Genomic DNA, 19,233 nt, shown 5'->3' on the forward strand with positions numbered 1-19,233 from the left:
TGGACACCGTGGCATCCATCAAGGGAACCCGCAGCCGGGGCATCGCGCTGCACGCCGTACTCGTCATCGGACTGCTGCTGTCGGCCTTCCCGTTCTACTGGGCCGTCATCATGTCGACGCACACGTCGACCGAGATCTTCTCCTACCCGCCGAAGCTGCTGCCCGGCTCGCACTTCCTGCAGAACGCCCGCAGCCTCTTCGACAACATCGACTTCTTCGGCTCGATGCTCAACTCACTGCTGGTGGCGTCGGCGGTGACCTTCCTGGTCCTGCTCTTCGACTCGCTGGCCGCGTTCGTCTTCGCCAAGTTCGACTTCCCGGGCCGCAGACTGCTCTTCACCCTGCTGATGATCATCTTCATGGTCCCGACGCAGCTGGCGATCATCCCGCAGTTCGTGATGATGGCGAACATCGGCTGGATCGGCTCGATGACGGCACTGATCGTGCCGGCGGCGGCCAACGCCTTCGGCATCTTCTGGATGCGCCAGTACATGAAGAGCGCGATCCACGACGAACTGCTGGACGCCTCGAGGATCGACGGGGCGAACTTCCTGCGCCAGTACTGGCACGTGGCCCTCCCGGTCGTCCGGCCGGGCCTGGCCTTCCTCGGCATCTTCACCTTCATGGCCCAGTGGAACGACTACGCCTGGCCCCTGATCGCCCTCACCAACCCGGACAACGTCACCCTCCAGGTCGCGCTGTCCCAGCTCAACGGCGTCCACGGCACCACGGACTACGGCATGGTGATGACCGGCGCGCTGCTCGCCCTCATCCCCCTGCTCATCGTCTTCGCCATCGGCGCCAAGCAGATCATCGGCGACCTCGGCAAGGGGGCCATCCGCTGATGGACCCGCTGCTGGGGCTGCGCCCCTGGGAGGCACCCGAGGTGACCTCCTGGGGGCGAGGGCCCATGAACGCCGTCGACCGGCGCTCCGGAGCACTCCCCCTCGACGGCGACTGGCGCTTCCAGTTGCTGCAGGCTCCGGGCGCGCCGGTCGGCGGTGCCTGGTCGACGTCATCCGTCCCCGGCGTCTGGACCCTGCAGGGCGGGGACGACCTTCCGCAGTACACCAACGTCCGGATGCCGTTCGGGGAGTTCCCGCCCCACTCGCCCGCCGCCAACCCGACGGGTGTGTACGAGCGTGAGGTGGACGTCCCCGCCAAGTGGGCCGGACGCCGGATCGTGCTCCAGGTCGGGGCCGCCGAGAGCGTGCTGCTGGTGCATGTGGACGGGCGGCCCGTCGGCATCTCCAAGGACTCGCACCTGGCGGCCGAGTTCGATCTGACGGGTCTGGTGCGCGCCGGGCAGCGGGCCACCGTACGCCTGACGGTCGTGAAGTGGTCGGACGCCTCGCACATCGAGGACCAGGACCAGTGGTGGCACGGCGGGATCACCCGCTCGGTGCTGCTGTACGCGACGGACCCGCTGTATCTCGCGGACGTGACCGTGCGGGCTGCGTTCAGCGGGGAGCTGCGGGTGGACTGCCGGGTGCGGGACGCTCGCGGTGCGCTGCCCGCGGGGTGGTACGTCAGCGGGGAGCTGGACGGTCAACTCCTCGTGCAGGACCGGGAGTTCGACCGTTTCAATGCCGAGGACGAGCGCGTGTCCGACTTCCTCGGCGAGGCCCGGATGCGGACGACCGTGGAGGACGTGCGCACCTGGAACGCGGAGACGCCCGAGCTGTACGGCCTGACCGTCCGCCTGCACCGCCCCGACGGCACGGTAGCCGACACCTCCCGGCACCGGATCGGCTTCCGCGACGTCGGGATCGTCGGCCGGGACCTGCTGGTCAACGCAGAGCGGGTGTTCATCCGGGGCGTGAACCGGCACGACTTCCATCCGCTGACGGGGCGGACGGTGTCGTACGACGACACGCGCGCCGATCTCGTCCTGCTCAAGCGGTTCGGATTCAACGCGATCCGCACCGCCCACTACCCGAACGACCCGGCGCTGTACGACCTCGCCGACGAGCTCGGCTTCTACGTCGTCGACGAGGCGGACATCGAGTCCCACGACCACGCCCACGAGATCGCCGACGACCCGCGCTATCTGAACGCCTTCGTGGACCGCGTCTCGCGCATGGTGCTGCGCGACAAGAACCACCCGTCGGTCATCATCTGGTCGCTGGGCAACGAGTCGGACTACGGCGCGAACCACGACGCGGCGGCGGGCTGGGTGCGCCGGCACGATCCGACGCGGCCGGTCCAGTACGAGGGTGCGGCCAAGCTCGACTGGGCGGCGACGGACGACGCCTCCGACATCGCCTGCCCCATGTACGCGCCGCTGGAGGACTGCGTGGCCCACGCCCTGTCCGGCCGCCAGACCAGGCCGCTCATCCAGTGCGAGTACTCGCACGCGATGGGCAACAGCAACGGCACGCTGGCCGACCACTGGGCTGCCATCGAGGCCACCCCAGGTCTTCAGGGCGGGTTCATCTGGGAGTTCTGGGACCACGGAATTCTGCAACGCGTGAGCGATGGCAGACCTGCCGGGCGCGCGGGCGCCGGGCTCTACGACAACGGTGTCACCGCGCCCGGGTACCGCTGGGCGTACGGCGGCGACTTCGGCGAGTCCCTCCACGACGGCGCTTTCATCGCGGACGGCGTGGTGTTTCCCGACCGCACGCCCAAGCCCGCGATGTACGAGCACCGGGAGATCGCGGCGCCGGTGCGCATCGAGTGCTTCAAGCACGAGGGCATCGTGCTCGGCAACCACCAGCACTTCCGGGGCCTGGACTGGCTGGCCGGCGAGTGGCGGCTGGACCTGGCCGACGGCACGACGCTGGCCGGCCCGGCCGAGCTGCCGAACCTGCGCCCCGGCGAGACGGCCGCCGTGCCGCTGCCCTTCGAGGTGCCGCACGACGGCGGCGAGGCCTGGCTGACGCTGCGCGTGACGGTGGCAGAGGACCAGCCGTGGGCGCTGCGCGGCACCGAGGTGTGCGTGCCGCAGATCCGGCTGCGCGGACCCGCCGTGGCCCCGGACGTTCCGGTGGACCGGCAGCTCGAGGTCGACGGCGAGGGACTGCTCCTCCATCCGCTGCTGACGGCGGCCCCCACGCTCTCCCTGTGGCGGGCGCCCACCGACAACGACGAGCTGGGCGGCATGGCCGACCGCTGGCGGAACTGGGGGCTCGACGCGCTGGTGCGCAAGGTCGTGTCCGTCCGGCAGGACGCGGGCCGCCTGACGGTGGACGCCGAGTACGCGGGCACCACGGGTGTCGTTCGGCACCGGCAGGTGCTCACGCCCGTCGAGGGCGGGGTCCGCGTCGACGAGGAGGCCGAGCTGCCGGAGACGTTCGACGACGTGGCACGGGTCGGCACGGTCTTCGAGACGGCCGCGGGGCTCGACCTGCTGGAGTGGTTCGGGCAGGGCCCGTGGGAGTCGTATCCCGACCGCAGCGCGGGCGCGCCCGTCGGTCATCACCGTGTACCGGTCGACGAGTTGTTCACTCCGTATCTGCGTCCGCAGGAGAGCGGCGGCCGGCACGGCGTGCGGCGGTTCACGCTGTCCGCGCCGGACGCCACCGGGTTCTGTGTCGCGCTGGACGAACCCCGCCAGGTCTCCGTGACCCGCTACCGCGCCGAGGACCTCACCTCCGCACGGCACCACGACGAGCTGGTCCCGCGGCCCGGCTGCGTGGTGCACATCGACGCCGCGCACCGGGGCCTGGGCACCGCCTCCTGTGGCCCCGACACCTCACCCCCGTATCTCGTCGCACCGGGAATCCATCGCTGGAGCTGGACCCTGCGCGTTCTCTGAACTCCCCCCACGCCCTTCGCTGTCACCCCTCGTGGATCCCACGGATCTCACGGATCTTCTTACGGAGCACACGTGTGTACTTCGCATGACCATGCCCAGGGCGAGGCCGAGCAGGCCGGTGCCGGAAGACGCGGTTTCCTGCGCGCGACCGCGCTGCTCGGCGCCGCCGCCGCGGCGGGGGTAGCGCTGCCGGCCGTGGCCGAGGCGTCCCCGGCCACGGCCGGCCGGCGTCCGGACGCCGACAGCCGCCGCTTCACGCTGGCCGTGATGCCCGACACCCAGTACCTCTTCGACGGGCCGAGCATCAACGCGGCGCCCGTCGAGGCGTCCCTGCGCTACCTCCTGGAACACGGGCGGGAGGAGAACATCGTCTTCCTGTCCCACCTCGGCGACCTCACCGAGAACGGCGCGCAGGACGAATGCGCCGCGATCGGCAAGGCGTTCGAGCTGCTCGACCGGCGGGGCGTCGGTTACAGCGTCCTCGCCGGCAACCACGACGTGAAGTCCTCGACCGACGACCAGCGCGGCTCGACGCCGTACCTGGACACGTTCGGGCCGCGGCGCTTCAAGGGCAAGCCCACCTTCGGGGGCGCCTCCTCGGACGGCTACAACACCTACCACCTGTTCCGGGCGGCCGGGCGCGAGTGGATGGTGCTCGCCCTGGACTGGCGGCTGTCGGCCAAGGGCTACGCCTGGGCGAAGGACGTGCTGGCCCGGCACCCGAAGACACCCGTCATCCTCACCACCCACGAACTGGTCGTCCAGGACGACGCGTTGTCGTCGTACGGCCAGCAGCTGTGGGACCAGCTCGTGAAGGACCACGACCAGATCTTCCTCACCCTCAACGGCCACTACTGGCCGGCGGGCCGGGTCACCCGCAAGAACGCGGCGGGCAATGACGTCCACCTGCACCTGACGAACTATCAGAACCGCTACTTCGGCGGCGCGGCGATGATCCGCCTCTACCGCTTCGACCTCGACCGGGGCGTCATCGACGTCGAGACGGTCTCCCCGTGGATCCTGGGCCGGGCCGCGAAGGGGCTCAACGAGCTGGAGCGGCAGGAGATCGAACTCAGCGGCGACGCCGACCGTTTCTCCGTCGACATCGACTTCGCGGACCGCTTCTCCGGCTTCGCCCCGGTGCCCGCCCGCCCGGCGCGCCCCGCGTCCAAGATGCTGATCAGGGACACGGCCGCGTACTGGCGCTTCGAGTCACCCGTCTCCGGCACCGTCCGCGACCTGTCCGGCCACGGCAACGACCTCACCGTGGTCTCCGTGGGCGGCGGCAAGCTCGGCTGGTCGGCCGACCACCACCCCGACCAGCCCGGCCACGGCAGCCTGGAGTTCCAGGGCTACAAGTCCCCCCTGAAGGGGGCGTACCTGCGCACGGTCGACGGCGCCCCGCTCAACGCGGCCACCTTCAGGAACGGTTACACCGTCGAGGCCTTCTACCGACTGCCCGCCGACTGGGACGCCTCGCACAACGCCTGGGCGGGCCTGGTCAGCCGCACCGGCACCGGCGGGGCGGCAGGCAAGACGGAGGGCGACCCCGACGAGCCGCTCGCCACGCTCTCCCTCTCCGACGGGCCCGGCCCGCAGTGGGCGGTCCGCCCGCTCAACCAGCAGGGCATCGCCACCAACTGGGGCGACGAGACCGCACGCGAGACCTGGTGGCACGTCGCCGTCGTCAACGACGGCAGGCACACCACGCTGTACGTCCAGGGCTGCCCGGTGGCCCGCAACCCGCACGCCACCGCGATCGGCCTCACCTCGGTCGGGCTGCCGTGGCTGCTCGGCGGCTACGAGTACGGCGGCAGGATCGACCAGATCCTGTACGGCCGCCTCGGCGACGTCCGTGTCGTCGCGCGGGCGCTGCCCGTCACGTCCTTCATGAACCACTGACGCCCGCCGAGGATGAACATGACTGATCACCAGCTCCCCACCTGGGCGGACCCGTCCGTCGCCCCCGCCGACCTCGACCCGCAGGGCGTCTCCCGGCGCGGACTCCTGCGCCGCGCGGGCCTGTTCGGCGCCGCGTTCGCGCTCGGCTCCACGGCCGTGCCCGCGGCGGCGTCCTCGCGGGGCTGGGGCGGCGACGACCCGCGCCTCGCCTACCTGGTCGGCGACCACCACATCCACACGGTGTACAGCCACGACGCCAAGTACACGTTCTCCCAACTGGCCGCCGCGGGCGCCAAGTACGGGCTGGACTGGATGGTGTTCACCGAGCACTCCAACTTCGGGCACGCCAAGTACGGAGCCGCGCTGGAGCACGAGGAAATCCTCAAGGCGCGCGCCGAGAACCCGCGCCAGCTCATCTTCCAGGGCCTGGAGTGGTACATCCCGGCCGCCGAGCACTGCACGGTCTTCGCGGCGCCCGGCCGGCACGAGGTCGACCTCCTCACGCAGTTCGAGAGCGCCTACGACGGCAAGCTGCTCGGCTACGACAAGGGCGGCCCCGCCGACGCGGACACCGCCCGCAACGAGGCGCACGCCGTCAAGGCCATCAAGTGGCTGGCACAGCAGCGCCGCAGGGGCTACGTCGACGACGTCCTCGTCCTCGCCAACCACCCGCTGCGCCTGGGCATCGACTCCCCGCACGAGATGCGGGGCTGGCGGGACGCGGCCCCCGAGATCATGATCGGCATGGAGGGCGCACCGGGCGCCCAGGGCGCGGCAATCCCCGGCTGGCGCGGCAGTACGTCCATGCGCGGCGAGTACGAGAACAAGCCCTCGACTCAGTCCTGGCCGGGCTACCCGGCTCAGGCGTACCTGACCTACGGCGGCTTCGACTGGGCGACCGCGACGGTCGGCGGGCTGTGGGACTCGATGCTGGCGGAGGGCCGCCTGTTCTCGATCACCACGAACTCCGACGCCCACCGCATCGTCTTCGACACCTGGCGCAACGGCGACTGGCCGGCGGGACAGAACTTCGACACCACCGGCAAGCTGCCCGACCCGGTGAACACCGACGCCCCGCAGCCGGGCAGCGACTTCTGGCCGGGCCAGTTCAGCCGCACCCACGTCGGCGTGACCCGTTACGGCTACCGCGCGGTGATGGCGGGCCTGCGCGCGGGCCGGGTCTGGCTCGACCACGGGCATCTGCTCGACGGCCTCGACGTCCGCCTCAAGCGGGACTGCGACCACGGCCGCGGCGTCACGCTGGGCGGCCGGCTGCGGGTACGCAAGGGCGAGAAGCTCACGCTGAACATCACGGTCACGACGGCCTCCCGGCCCAACCCGCAGGGAATCCTGCCGGAGTTGGCGCATGTGGACGTCATCCGTGGCACGGTGCGCGGCCCGGTGGCCGACCGGGACGCCTGGAAGGCCCCGGACACCAAGGTCGTGACGACGAAGGACGTGAGCGGCCGCAAGGGGACGTACACCGTGCGCATCCCGCTCACCGCCGGGCACGAGTCCTTCTACGTCCGCCTGCGCGGCAGCGACGGCAACCGCCACGGCACGGGCTACCTCGGCGCCTCGGTCGACCCGCACGGCCCGATCCCGCACCCGCCCGGAGACGGTGACCCGTGGGCGGATACGTGGTTCTATTCGAATCCCGTATTCGTCGACGTGGCAGGAGCCTGACAATCTGATGAAGCGTCACTTCCTTACTCCCGTCTGTTTATTGGCCGCCCTGGGGCTCGGCGCGGGCACCGCGTCCGCGGCCGGTGACCCGCAATGGGCGGAGTCGGGCACGGCGTACACCGACACGCTGGGCGGCGGGCAGGGGCTCGCCGCCCGCGCGGACGGCTCGCTCCTCTACCGGGGCCTGGCCGACATCCCGCTGGACCTGCGGATCAAGGGCTGGAACCACGTCGGCGACCCGGACATCGCCCAGGGCCACGTCTTCGACGCCTACCAGGGCGCGGACACGGCCACGTCCAAGATGTTCGCGGTGACGACCCCGGCGGGGAAGCGTTACGAGTACGTCCATCAGCTCAACCCGGGCGAGAAGCTCAACAACTCCTTCGCCACGGTCTCGCCCGACGCGCAGTGGCTGGTGGCGGGCGAGTGGGGCGAACAGCGAAGACTCCAGGTCTTCCCCGCTCCCCTGCTCAACCCCGCCACCCCACCGACCGGCGGAGATCTGAAGGAGGCCTGGCAGATCACCCTGGACCAGCCCGTACGCGACATCCAGGGCTGCGACTTCGTGACGGACACCCGCCTGATCTGCGCCTCCAACGACGCCTCGGGCACCCTCTTCCCGGAGATCCGCCCCCTCCTCCAGGTCGACCTGCCCCGCAAGGTGGACGGCCGGCCGATGACGGGTGCGGTGAAGAGCCTGTTCGCGCTGCCGCAGCGCAGCGTGTGCACGGGCACGTTCGAGACGGAGGGCGTCGACTACGACGTGAACAGCGGCACGTTGCGGGCCCAGATGATTCCGCCCGGGGTGTGTGCGGTGGCTACAGCCGTGTACGCGTACAAGTAAGGGACCGGAACGACAAGTCCGCGACGCCTCTCGGTCATTGACCTGTCGGCAGCCGGAAACACCCGCACACCCCCCTCGGCATCGAGCGCTTCGCCGTGGTCGGCCGTTCCGGCGGCGGCCCGCACGCCCTCGCCCGCGCCGCGCTGCTGTCCGGACGGGTGACCCGGGCCGCCGTCCTGGTCAGCCTCGTCCCGCGGGACGCGGACGGGCTGGACCGGTTCGCGGGCAGGGCGGCCTCCAACGTCTGGAGGGGACGCCCCTCAGGCGTAGAAGCGACTGAGACTCGTCAGCACCGCCGCCGGCTTCCCCCGCCCTCGATCTCGATCGTGCCGTCGACGGTGATCTGCACCCCGCCCGGTACCTCCTCGACCTCTGCCAGCTTCCCGACCAGCCGTATGCGCGACCCGGCTTTCACCGGAGACGGGAAACGCACCTTGTTCAGCCCGTAGTTGACCTTCGTCGTCACTCCCTGGACGTCCAACAGCTCGGTGAACAAAGGGATGAAGAGGGAGAGCGTCAGATATCCGTGCGCGATGGGCGCGCCGAAGGGCCCCTCCGCCGCCTTCTCCGGGTCGACGTGGATCCACTGGTGGTCGCCCGTGGCGTCGGCGAAGGTGTTGATGCGGTCCTGGGTGATCTCGATCCACTCGCTGGTGCCGAGGTCGCTGCCGGCCAGCTTCTTCAGTTCGTCGAGGCCGTTCACGGTGATGCTCATGCGGTTCCTTCACTCTTGCCGTACCGGGTACGGACACGGGATTTGAGGAGCTTTCCGGAGGCGGTGCGCGGGAGTTCGTCCGCGAGGACCACCGACTTCGGGATCTTGTACTTGGCGAGCCGTCCGGACAGGGAGGCCAGCACCTCGTCGGGGTCGACGGCGGCGCCCTCGCGTGGCACGACGACCGCGCGCGGCACCTCGCCCCACTTGTCGTCCGGCACCCCGATCACCGCGCACTCGACGATGTCAGGGTGGGCGAGGAGGAGGTCCTCGATCTCGGCGGGGTAGACGTTCTCGCCGCCGGAGATGATCATGTCCTTGATGCGGTCGACGATGAAGACGTAGCCGTCCTCGTCGGTTCGGGCAGCGTCCCCGCTGCGGAACCAGCCGTCCGCGAAGGAGGCGGCCGTCTCCTCGGGCAACCCCCAGTAGCCGGGCATGACATGGGGGCCGCGGACCACGACCTCACCGGTCTCACCGACATCGACGGGCGCGAGGTCCGGCCCTACGACGCGGACGTCGCTGAAGAAGTGCGGCACGCCCGCCGAACCGGCCTTCGTGACCGCGTGTTCGGCGTCCAGGAACAGGGTTCCGGGTGCGGCCTCCGTCATGCCGTAGCCCTGGAGGAAGGTCAGGCCGCGCTCCTGGTACGCGGCGATGAGCGGGGTCGGCACGGGGGAGCCGCCGCAGGTAAGGATGCGCAGGGACGACAGGTCCGCCTCGGGCCAGCGCGGGTGCCTTGCCACCTGGTCGAACATGGTCGGCACGCCGAACATGAAGGTGATCCGGTGCCTTTCGATCAGGTCGAAGGTGGCGTCCGGGTCGAAGGCCTCGACCAGGACGCAGGTGCCGCCCTTGAGGAGCACGGGCAGGGTCAGCATGTTCAGGCCCGCCGTGTGGAACAACGGGGCGCAGACCAGGGCGCGTTCGTCGGCGATCAGGTCGGTGTCGACGAGGACGTTGAGCGCGTTCCAGGTGATGTTGCCGTGGGTGAGCATCGCGCCCTTGGGGCGGCCGGTGGTCCCCGAGGTGTACATGATGACGCAGGTGTCGTCGGGGGTGACCGGTGTGTCGATCGGCTCCTCGGACGCCGACGCGAGCGCCTCCTCGTATTCGGGTCCCAGCTCGACGTAGGTGCGGACATCGGTGCTGCCGGGGAGTCCTGCGACCAGACCGGTGTGTGACGGGCCGTAGAGCAGGGCCTTGGCGCCGGAGTCGGCGAGCTGGTACGCGATCTCGGGGCCGGCCAGGCGGGTGTTGAGGGGGACGAAGACCGCGCCCAGCGTGCCCGCCGCGAACAAGGTCTCCAGGTAGGAGGGGTGGTTCGGGCCGAGGTAGGCGATGCGGTCGCCGCGGCGGATGCCGCGGTCGCGCAGCGCGTGGGCGAGGCGGGTCGTGCGCGTGTGCAGGGTGCGGTAGTCCGTGGACGTCCCGCCGTGGATCAGGGCGGTGCGGTGCGGGGTCTTGCGGGCCCGGCGTGCGGGCCATGACCCCAGTCCCTCGTTGCGCATGTCACGCCCCTTACGGTTTCGTCAGCCCGAGCAGCCGGGCGGCGTTCTCCTTGAGGATCCTCGGCTTGACCTCGTCCTTGATCGACAGCTTCTCGAAGTCGGCGAGCCAGCGGTCGGGGGTGAGGACGGGGAAGTCGGAGCCGAAGAGCACCTTGTCCTTGAGCAGGGTGTTCGCGTATTGCACCAGCTGCGGCGGGAAGTACTTCGGCGACCAGCCGGACAGGTCGATGTGCACGCCCGGCTTGTGCGTGGCGACGGCGAGGGCCTCGTCCTGCCAGGGGAAGGACGGGTGGGCGAGGATGATCTTCAGGTGGGGGAAGTCGGCCGCCACGTCGTCCACGTGGAGGGGGTTGGAGTACTTGAGGCGGATGCCGCCCCCGCCGGGGACTCCGGCGCCGATGCCCGTCTGGCCGGTGTGGAAGAGGGCGATCGTGCCGGTCTCCTCGATCACCTCGTAGAGGTCGTACGCCACCGAGCGGTCGTTGGGGAAGAAGCCCTGGATGCTGGGGTGGAACTTGAAGCCCTTCACCCCGTACTCCTCGACCAGGCGGCGGGCCTGCCTGACGCCCGCCTTGCCGCGGAAGGGGTCGATGGAGGCGAAGGGGATGAGGACGTCGGCGTTGGCGGCGGCCGCCTCGGCGACCTCCTCGTTCGGGACGGGTGGCGTGCCCGTCGCGGACTCGGCGTCGACCGTGAAGATCACGGCGGCCATCTTCCGCTCGCGGTAGTAGGCGGCCGTCTCCTCAAGGGTCGGCTTCCGCTTGCCCTCGACCTTGAAGTAGGCCGAGGAGGCGTCGTGCAGGTCGTCGTCCAGGGAGGAGTGGCCCTTGGAGGAGACCTCCGCGTGGGTGTGGACGTCGATCGCGACCAGCTCGTCGGGATTCATGGAGGGGGCCATCACGCCTCCGGGAGCTTGGGCGCCGGAATGCCGACCGACTGGAGTTCGGTGCCGACCGAGGAGGACCAGACGTCGGCCAGGGTGTCGGGGGTCCAGCCGCCGTCCGCGAACGCCGCCGCGATCTCCTGCGGATGCGACCAGAGTGCCACCTTGTCCCCGCCGATGCCGATGGCCTGGCCCGTGATGCCGCGTGCGGCCTCGGAGGCGAGGAACGGGACGAGGGCGGCGCAGTCCTCGGGGGTGCCGAAGCCCTCGCCCTTGCGCAGGAAGCCGGGCAGCGGGTCGCCGTTCTTCATCGCCTCCACGTACGGGGCGAACGCGGGGATCGTCTCGGTCATGGCGGTCGCGGCGACCGGCACGATCGCGTTGACGGTGATGTTCGCGCGGCCCAGCTCCATCGACCAGGTACGGGCCATGGCGGCGATGCCTGCCTTGGCGGCGGCGTAGTTCGTCTGCCCGAAGTTGCCGCGCTGCCCGGCCGGGGAGCCGACCAGGATCAGGGTGCCTCCCTCGCCCTGCTCGCGCATGCGGACGGCGGCGGCGCGGGCGCAGGTGAAGGTGCCCTTGAGGTGGGTGGTGAGCACCGCGTCGAAGTCGTCGTCGGTCATCTTCCACAGGACCTTGTCGCGCAGGATGCCCGCGTTGGTCACCAGGATGTCGAGCCGGCCGAACTCCTCGACCGCGCGGCCGACCAGCCGGTCCGCGGCCTCGGCCGTGCCGACCGGGACGACCTCGGCGACGGCGGTGCCGCCCGCTTCGGTGATGGACTTCACGGCCGCCTCGGCAACGGCCTCGTCGACGTCGTTGATGACCACCGAGGCGCCGTGGGCGGCCAGGGCGTGGGCGTAGGCCAGGCCTAGGCCCCGGCCGCTGCCGGTGACGACGGCGGCCTTGCCGGTGAGATCGATGCTGGGCACGGGCGGGTCCCTTCGGATGTGGGTGCGACTTCGATGTCGAAGGCGGTGCGAGATCGAAGGTAAGAACAATAGTTGTTGACGTCAATAGTTGTTGGCAACCCATCCTTGCGTCATGCTGGGGGCCGTACGTACGCACGCCCCCTCACCCGGGGCCTCGACCAGGGAGCCCGCCATCGCCAGCCGGCCGACCACGAACCCCGCACCGATCGACGCCGACGAGCCGTGGATGCGCGGGCTGCACGCCGACACGGGCTATCTCCTGTACCGCCTCGGCCTGCGCTCCGGTCAGCTCTTCAACGCCTCCCTCCAGGAGTCGGGACTGCGCCTGCGCCACTACGCGGTCCTGAGGTTCCTCGCCACCACGCCGGGGGCGCTCCAGCGCGAGCTGAGCTCGTCGCTGGGTTACGACCCGAGCGCGATCGTCGGCCTGGTCGACGACCTGGAGAAGCAGGGCTTCGCCGAGCGGCGCCCTTCCCCCGACGACCGCCGCAGCCGGATCATCGTGCTGACCGAGGGCGGCCGGGCGTTCCTGCGCGACACCGACGAGGCCGGGCAGCGCGTCACCGACGAGTTGCTCCAGCCGCTCGACCCCGCCGAGCGCGAGCAACTGCACGCACTGCTGCAGAGGGTCACCGAGTCCGGGCTGGGGTGACGGGTTTGACGGGTCCGACAGATTTCGCGGGGTGAGGGGGGCCGATGACCGCCGACGCCGAGCCGTTCGTACCGGGTGAGCAGACCTCGCCGGCCAAAGGGACGCGTTCCGCGCCCGACCGCCTGCTGTCCGTGCTCGGGGCCTTCGACCTGGAGCATCCGGCGCTGTCCCTGACGGACATCAGCCGGCGGGCCGGGCTGACCCTGAGCACCGCGCACCGGCTCGTGACCGCGCTCAGCGAGTGGGGCGCCCTGGAGCGGGACGAGTCCGGCCTCTACCACGTCGGCCTGCGGCTGTGGGAGCTCGCGGCACTCGCGCCGCGCGGGCCGGCGCTCCGGCAGATCGCGCTGCCGTACCTGGAGGACCTGTACGAAGCGACGCACGAGAACGTGCAGTTGGCGGTCCAGGACGGGCCCGAGGTCGTCTACATCGAGTGGCTGTCGGGACGCTCCGCGGTCGGCGTCCACATCCGCGTCGGGGCCCGCTGGCCGCTGCACGCCACCGGGGTCGGCCTCGCGCTGCTCGCGCACAGCGACCCGGAGTCCCAGGACCGGTACCTCGCCGGTCCGCTCACCTCCTTCACGCCGTACACCATCACCGACGCCGCCCGTCTGCGCCGCATGCTGGCCGACGTGCGCCGCACCGGGGTGGCCGTGAGCAGCCGCCAGGTCACCGACGACGCCCTGTCGGTCGCCGCACCGATCCGCAGCCCGGGCGGCTCGATCGCCGCCGCCGTGTCCGTGGTCGTACCCCAGGCCGACGCGCAGGTTCCGGTACTGGTGCCGGCGGTACGGCTGGCGGCGCGGGGGATCTCGCGGGCGTTGGGGTGGCAGCCCGAGACGGGGGCGTAGGGGTCGCGCGGCGAGGCGGCGGATATCCCTCTCGCCGGTGAGGACGAGGCGTGAGATCGCTCGCGATACGGAAAGGGCCCTGGTCCCGAGGAGCCGCCCGTGTCCGCTCGTTCCTGGATCTCCCCCTGGCCGAACGTCTGCGCACGACCAACCGCGCGGCAGCTGACCGGCGACGACCAGGAAGCCGTGGCCACCGGGCTGCGCCGCTCCGGCCGCGTGGTCACCTGTGCGGCCCTGCTCCTCGCGGTGCTGATCGACGCGACGATCGGCCGGATGCTGCTGGCCCCGGCCACGATGGCGCTGCTCGGGCGGCGGGCCTGGTGGGCGCCGAAGCCGCTGCGACTGGCGCACGAACCGTTCGGGCTGCAGGAGCAGGCACAGCCACCCGAGCCGACGAACGCCTGAGTCCCGCCGCAGCACCGGCACCGGCACCGGCACTTCCCCGGTGCCGGGGTCTGCCCGGACCGGCCCTACAGGCGGACGGTCAGGGCCACGCTCACCTCGTCACCGGCCCCGATCTCCCGCGGCTTGCGTACCGCGTTCTTGAGCGGCAGCAGATAGCCGCTGTCCTTGGGGAAGAGGGACGTCTCGAAGGCGACCTCGCCGATCCGCGCCTCGACCGGGATGACGCCCCAGCCGTACGTGGCCATCGCGGCCACCTCGCGGATGTCGGCGGACTCCTCGTCCGGCACCCGGAGGAAGTAGTACGGCGCCGGGCCGCGCCATTCGATCACCGGGCCGGTGAAGGCGAGTTCCACGGAGTCAGTCCCTCTCCTCTTGAGCGGCCGAGGACGGCCCATTCCCGTATTTCATAGGTTGAATCCTCCCCTCCCTTCGCTTGCGCTCAGGAAGGGGATTCCTGGCTCAGGCTGCCTGGCGGAACAGCGTCCCGCCAGGTCTTGCGCCATCAGCACCAGCCGGGTTGAGACCAGCCCGGGCCAGCATCACGCGGGCGGAGTTCTTGTCTCTGGGCGAGACGGTTCCGCACGCGGTGCAGGCATAGGTCCGTTCCGAAAGCGGTAGTGCGTGCTTGGTTCTCGCTCCGCACTGCGCGCAGTCCATCGTGGTGTGCGCGGGATGGACCAGGTGCACGATCCTGCCGTGCTTGCGGGCCATCTCCAACAGGGCCTTCTTGGTGGCGCCGATGGCGGCATCGGCCGCCTTCCTCGCCATGGTCGACTTCGCGAGGAACTTGGGCTTGAAGTCTTCGACGGCCAACTCGTCGTGGTCGCGCACGACCTTCTTTGCCCACTTGCGTCCGGTGTCCTGCCGCTGCCGGGCGATCTTCTGGTACGTCTTCGCCCGCCACTTCCTCGCCTCCCGGTAACCCTTCGACGCGGCCTGTCCTTTGGCGGGTTTACGGCGGGCCATCCTGCGGTCGTACCGCGACAGCTTCGCCTGGGCTTTCCTGCCGTGCCGGGCGTGGGGGAGGTCGTGGGAGTCGGATGTGGTGGTCGCGGTCTCCCTGACGCCCCAGTCGATCCCGATCACCCGACCGGTCGCGGGCAGCGGCTGGACTTCGGCGGGCACGACGAACGAGGCGTACCAGTGCCCGAGGCTGTCGCGGTACACGCGCACCGAGGACGGTTCGGCGGGAAGATCCCGCGACCACACGACCGTCAGGGCGATGTTCCCGGCAAGATGCAGACGGCCGTCCTTCAGCCGGAAGCCACGCTTGGTGTAGTTCAGGCTCGGGTCGGCCTCACGCTTCTTCTTGCACTTCGGCATCCCGGCCCGGCGATGCTGCGGCAGACGTTCACGGATGTCCTTCTGCGCCTTCGCGCGGGACTTGCCGAAGTCGCGGATGATCTGCTGCTGGGGAACCGAAGAGCCCTCACGCAGCCACGGCGTCTTCGCGCGGGCTTCGGTCAGCATCGCATCCAGCCGGGCCGGACCGCACGTCGCCTTGTCCGTACCTTCGGGGCGGTTCATGTTCCACAGGTGAGTCTGCGTGGACTTGGCGACGGACTCGTTCCAGATCCACCGGCACCGATCCCACTCCGCCAGCAGCGCACGCTCGGCGGTCGACGACACACGCAGCCGGAACGTCCACCGGGCATGCCCGGCGTCCCCGGCCTCCTTCACCCCCGACACGGCATCCCCCTCCCACTATGGCGTCCCGCCTGATCACCCCAGCTTCCACGACGAGACCGTACGTGCGACATGCGCACACCCGTACCCCACTACGGCAAAGTCACCACACCCAGCGAACACGGGCACACCCGTTCGCATTTCGGCTCCGCCAGCGGCTCTGCGGGCGCTCCGCGCCCCAGGAGACCGGACACAACAACACTCCGCGTCGCCGTCACGGGATGCGATTCCTTCCCGGCGTGAACGCGGGGGCATCCTCGCAAGAATCAGGTGAACCCTCCGGCATACACCGCAGACGCCGCTCCCTCAGGCGCGCGCTCGTCGCCATGATCGGCACGCTCGGTCTTGCCGCGGCCGTCGCCGTCCCGTCCGCGAACGCCTCCGCGCCCACTCCCCCGTCCGGTTGGACACAGGTCTTCCTGGACGACTTCGACGGCGCCGCGGGTTCCGGCGTGAACACCTCCAACTGGCAGTACGCAACCGGCAAGGGCTAGCCACCGGCGAGATCGAGACGATGACGAGCAGCGCCGACAACGTCGCGCTCGACGGCAACGGCAACCTCCGCATCACCCCGCGCCGGGACGCCTCGGGCAACTGGACGTCCGGCCGTATCGAGACCAACCGCACCGACTTCCAGCCCCCGGCGGGCGGCAAGCTGCGCGTGGAGGCGCGCATCCAGGTGCCGAACGTGACCGGCGCCGCCGCCAAGGCTACTGGCCGGCGTTCTGGATGCTGGGCGGGCCCTACCGCGCAACCTCACCTTCAGCAGCGGCCAGCCGTCGGACTTCGTGAACGTGAACTGGTTCAACTTCGGCCGCTGAGAGGGGACTTGACGAGGCAGGCCCAGTCGCGTGCCGTCCGATGCCCCGCGAGAACGCGCCGGTCCTCGCGGGGCATCGCCGCGGGAGAGAGTGCGTGTTCTGGGCACTCGGCGCGTACCGTGGCAGATGGAGGGCCCCATGGGATTCGCCGACGATCATCTGGTTCCGTTGGTCGACGACGGCCTCGGCAACAGTGCCTATCTCGTCGACCTGGGCGACGGGCGTGCCCTGGCCGTGGACGTGAGCCGGGACCTGCGGACCGTGCGTGCCGAGTCGGAGCGGCGGGGGCTGGCGATCGCCTTCGCCGCCGACACCCACCTGCACGCGGACTTCCTCACCGGCGCGCTTCAGCTGGCGGCCGACGACGGGGCGACGGTGCTGGCGTCCACTGCCGGGCGGCGTGCCTTCCGGCATCGAGGTCTGGCCGACGGCGACGAGGTGGACCTGGGCGGGCTGACCCTGCGTGCGCTGGCCACTCCCGGTCACACGGACGAGCACCTGTCCTTCCTGCTCCTGGACGGCGCACGGGAGTTGGGGGTCTTCAGCGGCGGTTCGCTGATCGTCGGCTCGGCCGCCCGCACGGACCTGCTCGGGGCCGACCGCGCGGAGGAACTCGCCCGCGCCCAGTACCGCTCCCTGCATCGCCTGGCCCGGCTCCCCGATGAGACGGCGGTGTGGCCCACGCACGGCGCCGGTTCGTTCTGCTCCGCCCCGCAAGGCGCCGAACGCACCACCACCATCGGCGCCGAGAAGCGGTCCAACGACCTGCTCGCCGCGCCGGACGAGGACAGCTTCGTACGGCAGTTGCTCGGCGGTCTCGGGTCCTACCCCGCCTACTTCGACCGGCTGGCCGAGGTCAACCGGCGGGGTCCCGAGGTACTTGCCGCGGCGCCCTCGCTGCCCGGGCTCTCCGCCTCCGACGTACGTCAACTGCTAGGCACGGGCGCGCAGATCGTCGACGTACGTCCGGTCGAGGACTTCGCCGCCGGCCACATCCCCGGCGCCCTCTCCGTCCATCTCCGCGACCAGTTCGCCGTCTGGCTCGGCTGGCTGCTGCCCGAACACACTCCCCTGGCCTTCGTCACCGCGCCCGGCCAGGATCTCGCCGAACTCACCTGGCAGGCCCTGAAGATCGGGTACGACCGACTGCACGGGCACCTGGCCATGGATGCCTGGACGGCCGACGGAGGCGAACAGGAGAGCGTGGAGTTCGTGGCGGCCGACGGCGTGGGCGACCGTCCTGTCCTGGACGTCCGCCGGCAGTCCGAGCGGGACGCCGGGCACATTCCCGACGCCGTCGGCATCGAACTCGGCGCCCTGCCCACCCGTACCGACGAGGCACCACGGAGCCCGGTGGTGCACTGCACCCGCGGCGAACGCGCGATGACCGCCGCCAGCATCCTCCAACGCAAGGGCCACCCGAACGTGGCGGTCCTCAAGGGCGACCCGATGGACTGGTCGAGGGCCACAGACCGCCCCTTGAGCAACAGCACATAACGACGCCACCACCCCCACCCACCCAGGGGCGCGGGGAACTGCGCGACCAGCCACAATACACCCGCAGACGCCCGACAACCCAGCGCGGCACTACCCCCCCGGCGAACCCAGCGGAGCGTCACAGCTCCGCCCGAAACGCCGCCGGCGTCATCTCCGTGTGCTGATGGAAGAACTTGGAGAAGTTCGCGGCGTCCGGAAAGCCGACCGCCGCCCCGACCCGCCCGATCGGCATCTCCGTATGGGCCAGGAGCCGCTTCGCCTCCAGGATCACGCGCTTGTCGATGAAGCCCTTGGGAGTCTCCCCGGTGGCGGCGCGGACCGCGCGGACGAGGGTGCGGCGGGAGTAGCCGAGCTGGTCGGCGTAGGCACTGACGCTGTGGTTGGTGGCGAAGCCCCGCTCCACCGCGTCCCGGAAGAGGGTGAACGTCGTGTCGGCCTGCCGGCGCTCGGCCTCGGCCGAGCTCGCCGCGAGGTGGGCCAGGCGCAGGAGGAACGCCGTGAGGGAGTGACGCAGGACTGACGTGTGCAGGCTCAGGGGAAGGGTCGTCGTGTCCTCGTACTCGCGCCGGAGTTGGGCGAGGGACGCGCGGAGGGCGGTGAGCTGCGCCTCGTCGGGGTGGAGCAGGGGCGGGAGGTCGTAGCGGTACAGGCCGGTGGCCTCGACCGTGGCGCGGGGCAGGAAGCCCGGCTGCATGGTCAGGACGGTGCCCCGGTAGTCGCGGGTCCCGGAGAAGCGGTGGACCTGGCCGGGGCGGATCCACAACAGGTCGCCGGCCCCCGCCTCGTGCTCCGCGAAGTCGATCATGTGGCGTACGGGGCCCTCGTCGAAGAGCATCACGACGTGGAAGTCGATGCGATGCACCCGCTCCAGCGGCGCGTCGGCGGCGTGCCAGGTGCGGCCGGCGCCCATCGGGCCGACCTGCATGCCGACGCCGAGGACGCTCAGATCGACCGGGAACGGAAACGTCCGTATCGCCTGACCGCCTTGGACCCTTGTGTCCACCATGTCCGTCTCGTGCCGTCTCAGTCGTGCGAGGGGCGCGCTCAGCCGTGCGCGGCGCTCGTCGCCGTGTCCCACTTTCACCACA

Annotated in this window: 14 protein-coding genes and 4 pseudogenes; 11 read left to right on the forward strand and 7 right to left on the reverse strand. The window is 70.6% G+C overall.

The genetic code is table 11. The features are described 5' to 3' along the window. Window positions 1-8: 8 nt before the first annotated feature. The 6 genes and pseudogenes from OHO27_RS06225 to OHO27_RS06250 form a co-directional block, all read left to right on the forward strand. The gene (locus OHO27_RS06225) at window positions 9-845 is read left to right on the forward strand and encodes a carbohydrate ABC transporter permease (protein WP_328421078.1); all 837 of its coding nucleotides are present in this window, start codon (window positions 9-11) and stop codon (window positions 843-845) included. Next, window positions 845-3,760, forward strand: coding sequence for a glycoside hydrolase family 2 TIM barrel-domain containing protein (locus OHO27_RS06230; protein WP_328421080.1), 2,916 nt, complete (start codon window positions 845-847; stop codon window positions 3,758-3,760). The genes OHO27_RS06225 and OHO27_RS06230 overlap by 1 nt, the downstream gene beginning before the upstream one ends. A 72-nt stretch (window positions 3,761-3,832) precedes the next feature. Then, window positions 3,833-5,662 (forward strand): LamG-like jellyroll fold domain-containing protein, encoded by a 1,830-nt coding sequence (locus OHO27_RS06235; RefSeq protein WP_328421082.1) that lies wholly within the window; start codon window positions 3,833-3,835, stop codon window positions 5,660-5,662. An 18-nt stretch (window positions 5,663-5,680) separates the two neighbouring features. Further along, window positions 5,681-7,348 carry a PHP domain-containing protein gene (locus OHO27_RS06240; protein WP_328421084.1) on the forward strand — a complete coding sequence of 556 codons (1,668 nt, stop codon included), beginning with the start codon at window positions 5,681-5,683 and terminating at the stop codon, window positions 7,346-7,348. Between the two features lie 7 nt (window positions 7,349-7,355). Beyond that, complete coding sequence (locus OHO27_RS06245) at window positions 7,356-8,192, forward strand: hypothetical protein (protein ID WP_328421086.1); 837 nt, start codon at window positions 7,356-7,358, stop codon at window positions 8,190-8,192. 74 nt (window positions 8,193-8,266) lie between these two features. After that, a pseudogene (locus tag OHO27_RS06250) lies at window positions 8,267-8,437 on the forward strand (alpha/beta fold hydrolase); the annotation flags it as partial. Between the two features lie 15 nt (window positions 8,438-8,452). Here OHO27_RS06250 and OHO27_RS06255 read toward each other — a convergent pair. From OHO27_RS06255 to OHO27_RS06270, 4 genes and pseudogenes are all read right to left on the reverse strand, one after another. Then, window positions 8,453-8,907: pseudogene (locus OHO27_RS06255) on the reverse strand (MaoC family dehydratase). After that, entirely contained in the window at window positions 8,904-10,418 is a 1,515-nt protein-coding gene (locus tag OHO27_RS06260) for an acyl-CoA synthetase (protein WP_328421088.1), read from the reverse strand. The pseudogene OHO27_RS06255 and the gene OHO27_RS06260 overlap by 4 nt, the downstream one beginning before the upstream one ends. Before the next feature lie 10 nt (window positions 10,419-10,428). Further along, complete coding sequence (locus OHO27_RS06265) at window positions 10,429-11,304, reverse strand: amidohydrolase family protein (protein ID WP_328430365.1); 876 nt, start codon at window positions 11,302-11,304, stop codon at window positions 10,429-10,431. Window positions 11,305-11,315: 11 nt separating this feature from the next. After that, the gene (locus tag OHO27_RS06270) at window positions 11,316-12,233 is read right to left on the reverse strand and encodes an SDR family NAD(P)-dependent oxidoreductase (protein ID WP_328421090.1); all 918 of its coding nucleotides are present in this window, start codon (window positions 12,231-12,233) and stop codon (window positions 11,316-11,318) included. 112 nt (window positions 12,234-12,345) lie between these two features. On the opposite strand from OHO27_RS06270, the gene OHO27_RS06275 reads away from it, so the two are divergent. The 3 genes and pseudogenes from OHO27_RS06275 to OHO27_RS06285 all read left to right on the forward strand — a co-directional run. Continuing rightward, window positions 12,346-12,885: a MarR family winged helix-turn-helix transcriptional regulator gene (locus OHO27_RS06275; RefSeq protein ID WP_328421092.1), complete on the forward strand. Its 540-nt coding sequence runs from the start codon at window positions 12,346-12,348 to the stop codon at window positions 12,883-12,885. 44 nt (window positions 12,886-12,929) lie between these two features. Further along, entirely contained in the window at window positions 12,930-13,736 is an 807-nt protein-coding gene (locus OHO27_RS06280; protein ID WP_328421094.1) for an IclR family transcriptional regulator, read from the forward strand. Window positions 13,737-13,889: 153 nt separating this feature from the next. Continuing rightward, a pseudogene (locus tag OHO27_RS06285) lies at window positions 13,890-14,141 on the forward strand (MMPL family transporter); the annotation flags it as partial. Between the two features lie 65 nt (window positions 14,142-14,206). On the opposite strand, the gene OHO27_RS06290 reads toward OHO27_RS06285, so the two are convergent. Beyond that, the gene (locus tag OHO27_RS06290; RefSeq protein WP_328421096.1) at window positions 14,207-14,494 is read right to left on the reverse strand and encodes a DUF1905 domain-containing protein; all 288 of its coding nucleotides are present in this window, start codon (window positions 14,492-14,494) and stop codon (window positions 14,207-14,209) included. A 106-nt stretch (window positions 14,495-14,600) separates the two neighbouring features. Beyond that, window positions 14,601-15,830, reverse strand: a complete 1,230-nt coding sequence (locus tag OHO27_RS06295) for an RNA-guided endonuclease InsQ/TnpB family protein (RefSeq protein ID WP_328421098.1) — start codon at window positions 15,828-15,830, stop codon at window positions 14,601-14,603. A 218-nt stretch (window positions 15,831-16,048) separates the two neighbouring features. Here OHO27_RS06295 and OHO27_RS06300 point away from each other — a divergent pair. Together OHO27_RS06300 and OHO27_RS06305 are read left to right on the forward strand one after the other, a co-directional pair. Further along, window positions 16,049-16,577 (forward strand): annotated as a pseudogene (locus OHO27_RS06300) (1,3-beta-glucanase); the annotation flags it as partial. A gap of 209 nt (window positions 16,578-16,786) precedes the next feature. Beyond that, window positions 16,787-18,145, forward strand: a complete 1,359-nt coding sequence (locus OHO27_RS06305; protein WP_328421100.1) for an MBL fold metallo-hydrolase — start codon at window positions 16,787-16,789, stop codon at window positions 18,143-18,145. Between the two features lie 118 nt (window positions 18,146-18,263). Here the strand turns inward: OHO27_RS06305 and OHO27_RS06310 are convergent, their stop codons facing one another. Continuing rightward, window positions 18,264-19,151 carry a helix-turn-helix transcriptional regulator gene (locus OHO27_RS06310; protein WP_328421102.1) on the reverse strand — a complete coding sequence of 296 codons (888 nt, stop codon included), beginning with the start codon at window positions 19,149-19,151 and terminating at the stop codon, window positions 18,264-18,266. Between the last annotated feature and the right edge of the window lie 82 nt (window positions 19,152-19,233).

The sequence above is a fragment of the Streptomyces sp. NBC_00443 genome (assembly GCF_036014175.1).
GTDB lineage: Bacteria > Actinomycetota > Actinomycetes > Streptomycetales > Streptomycetaceae > Streptomyces.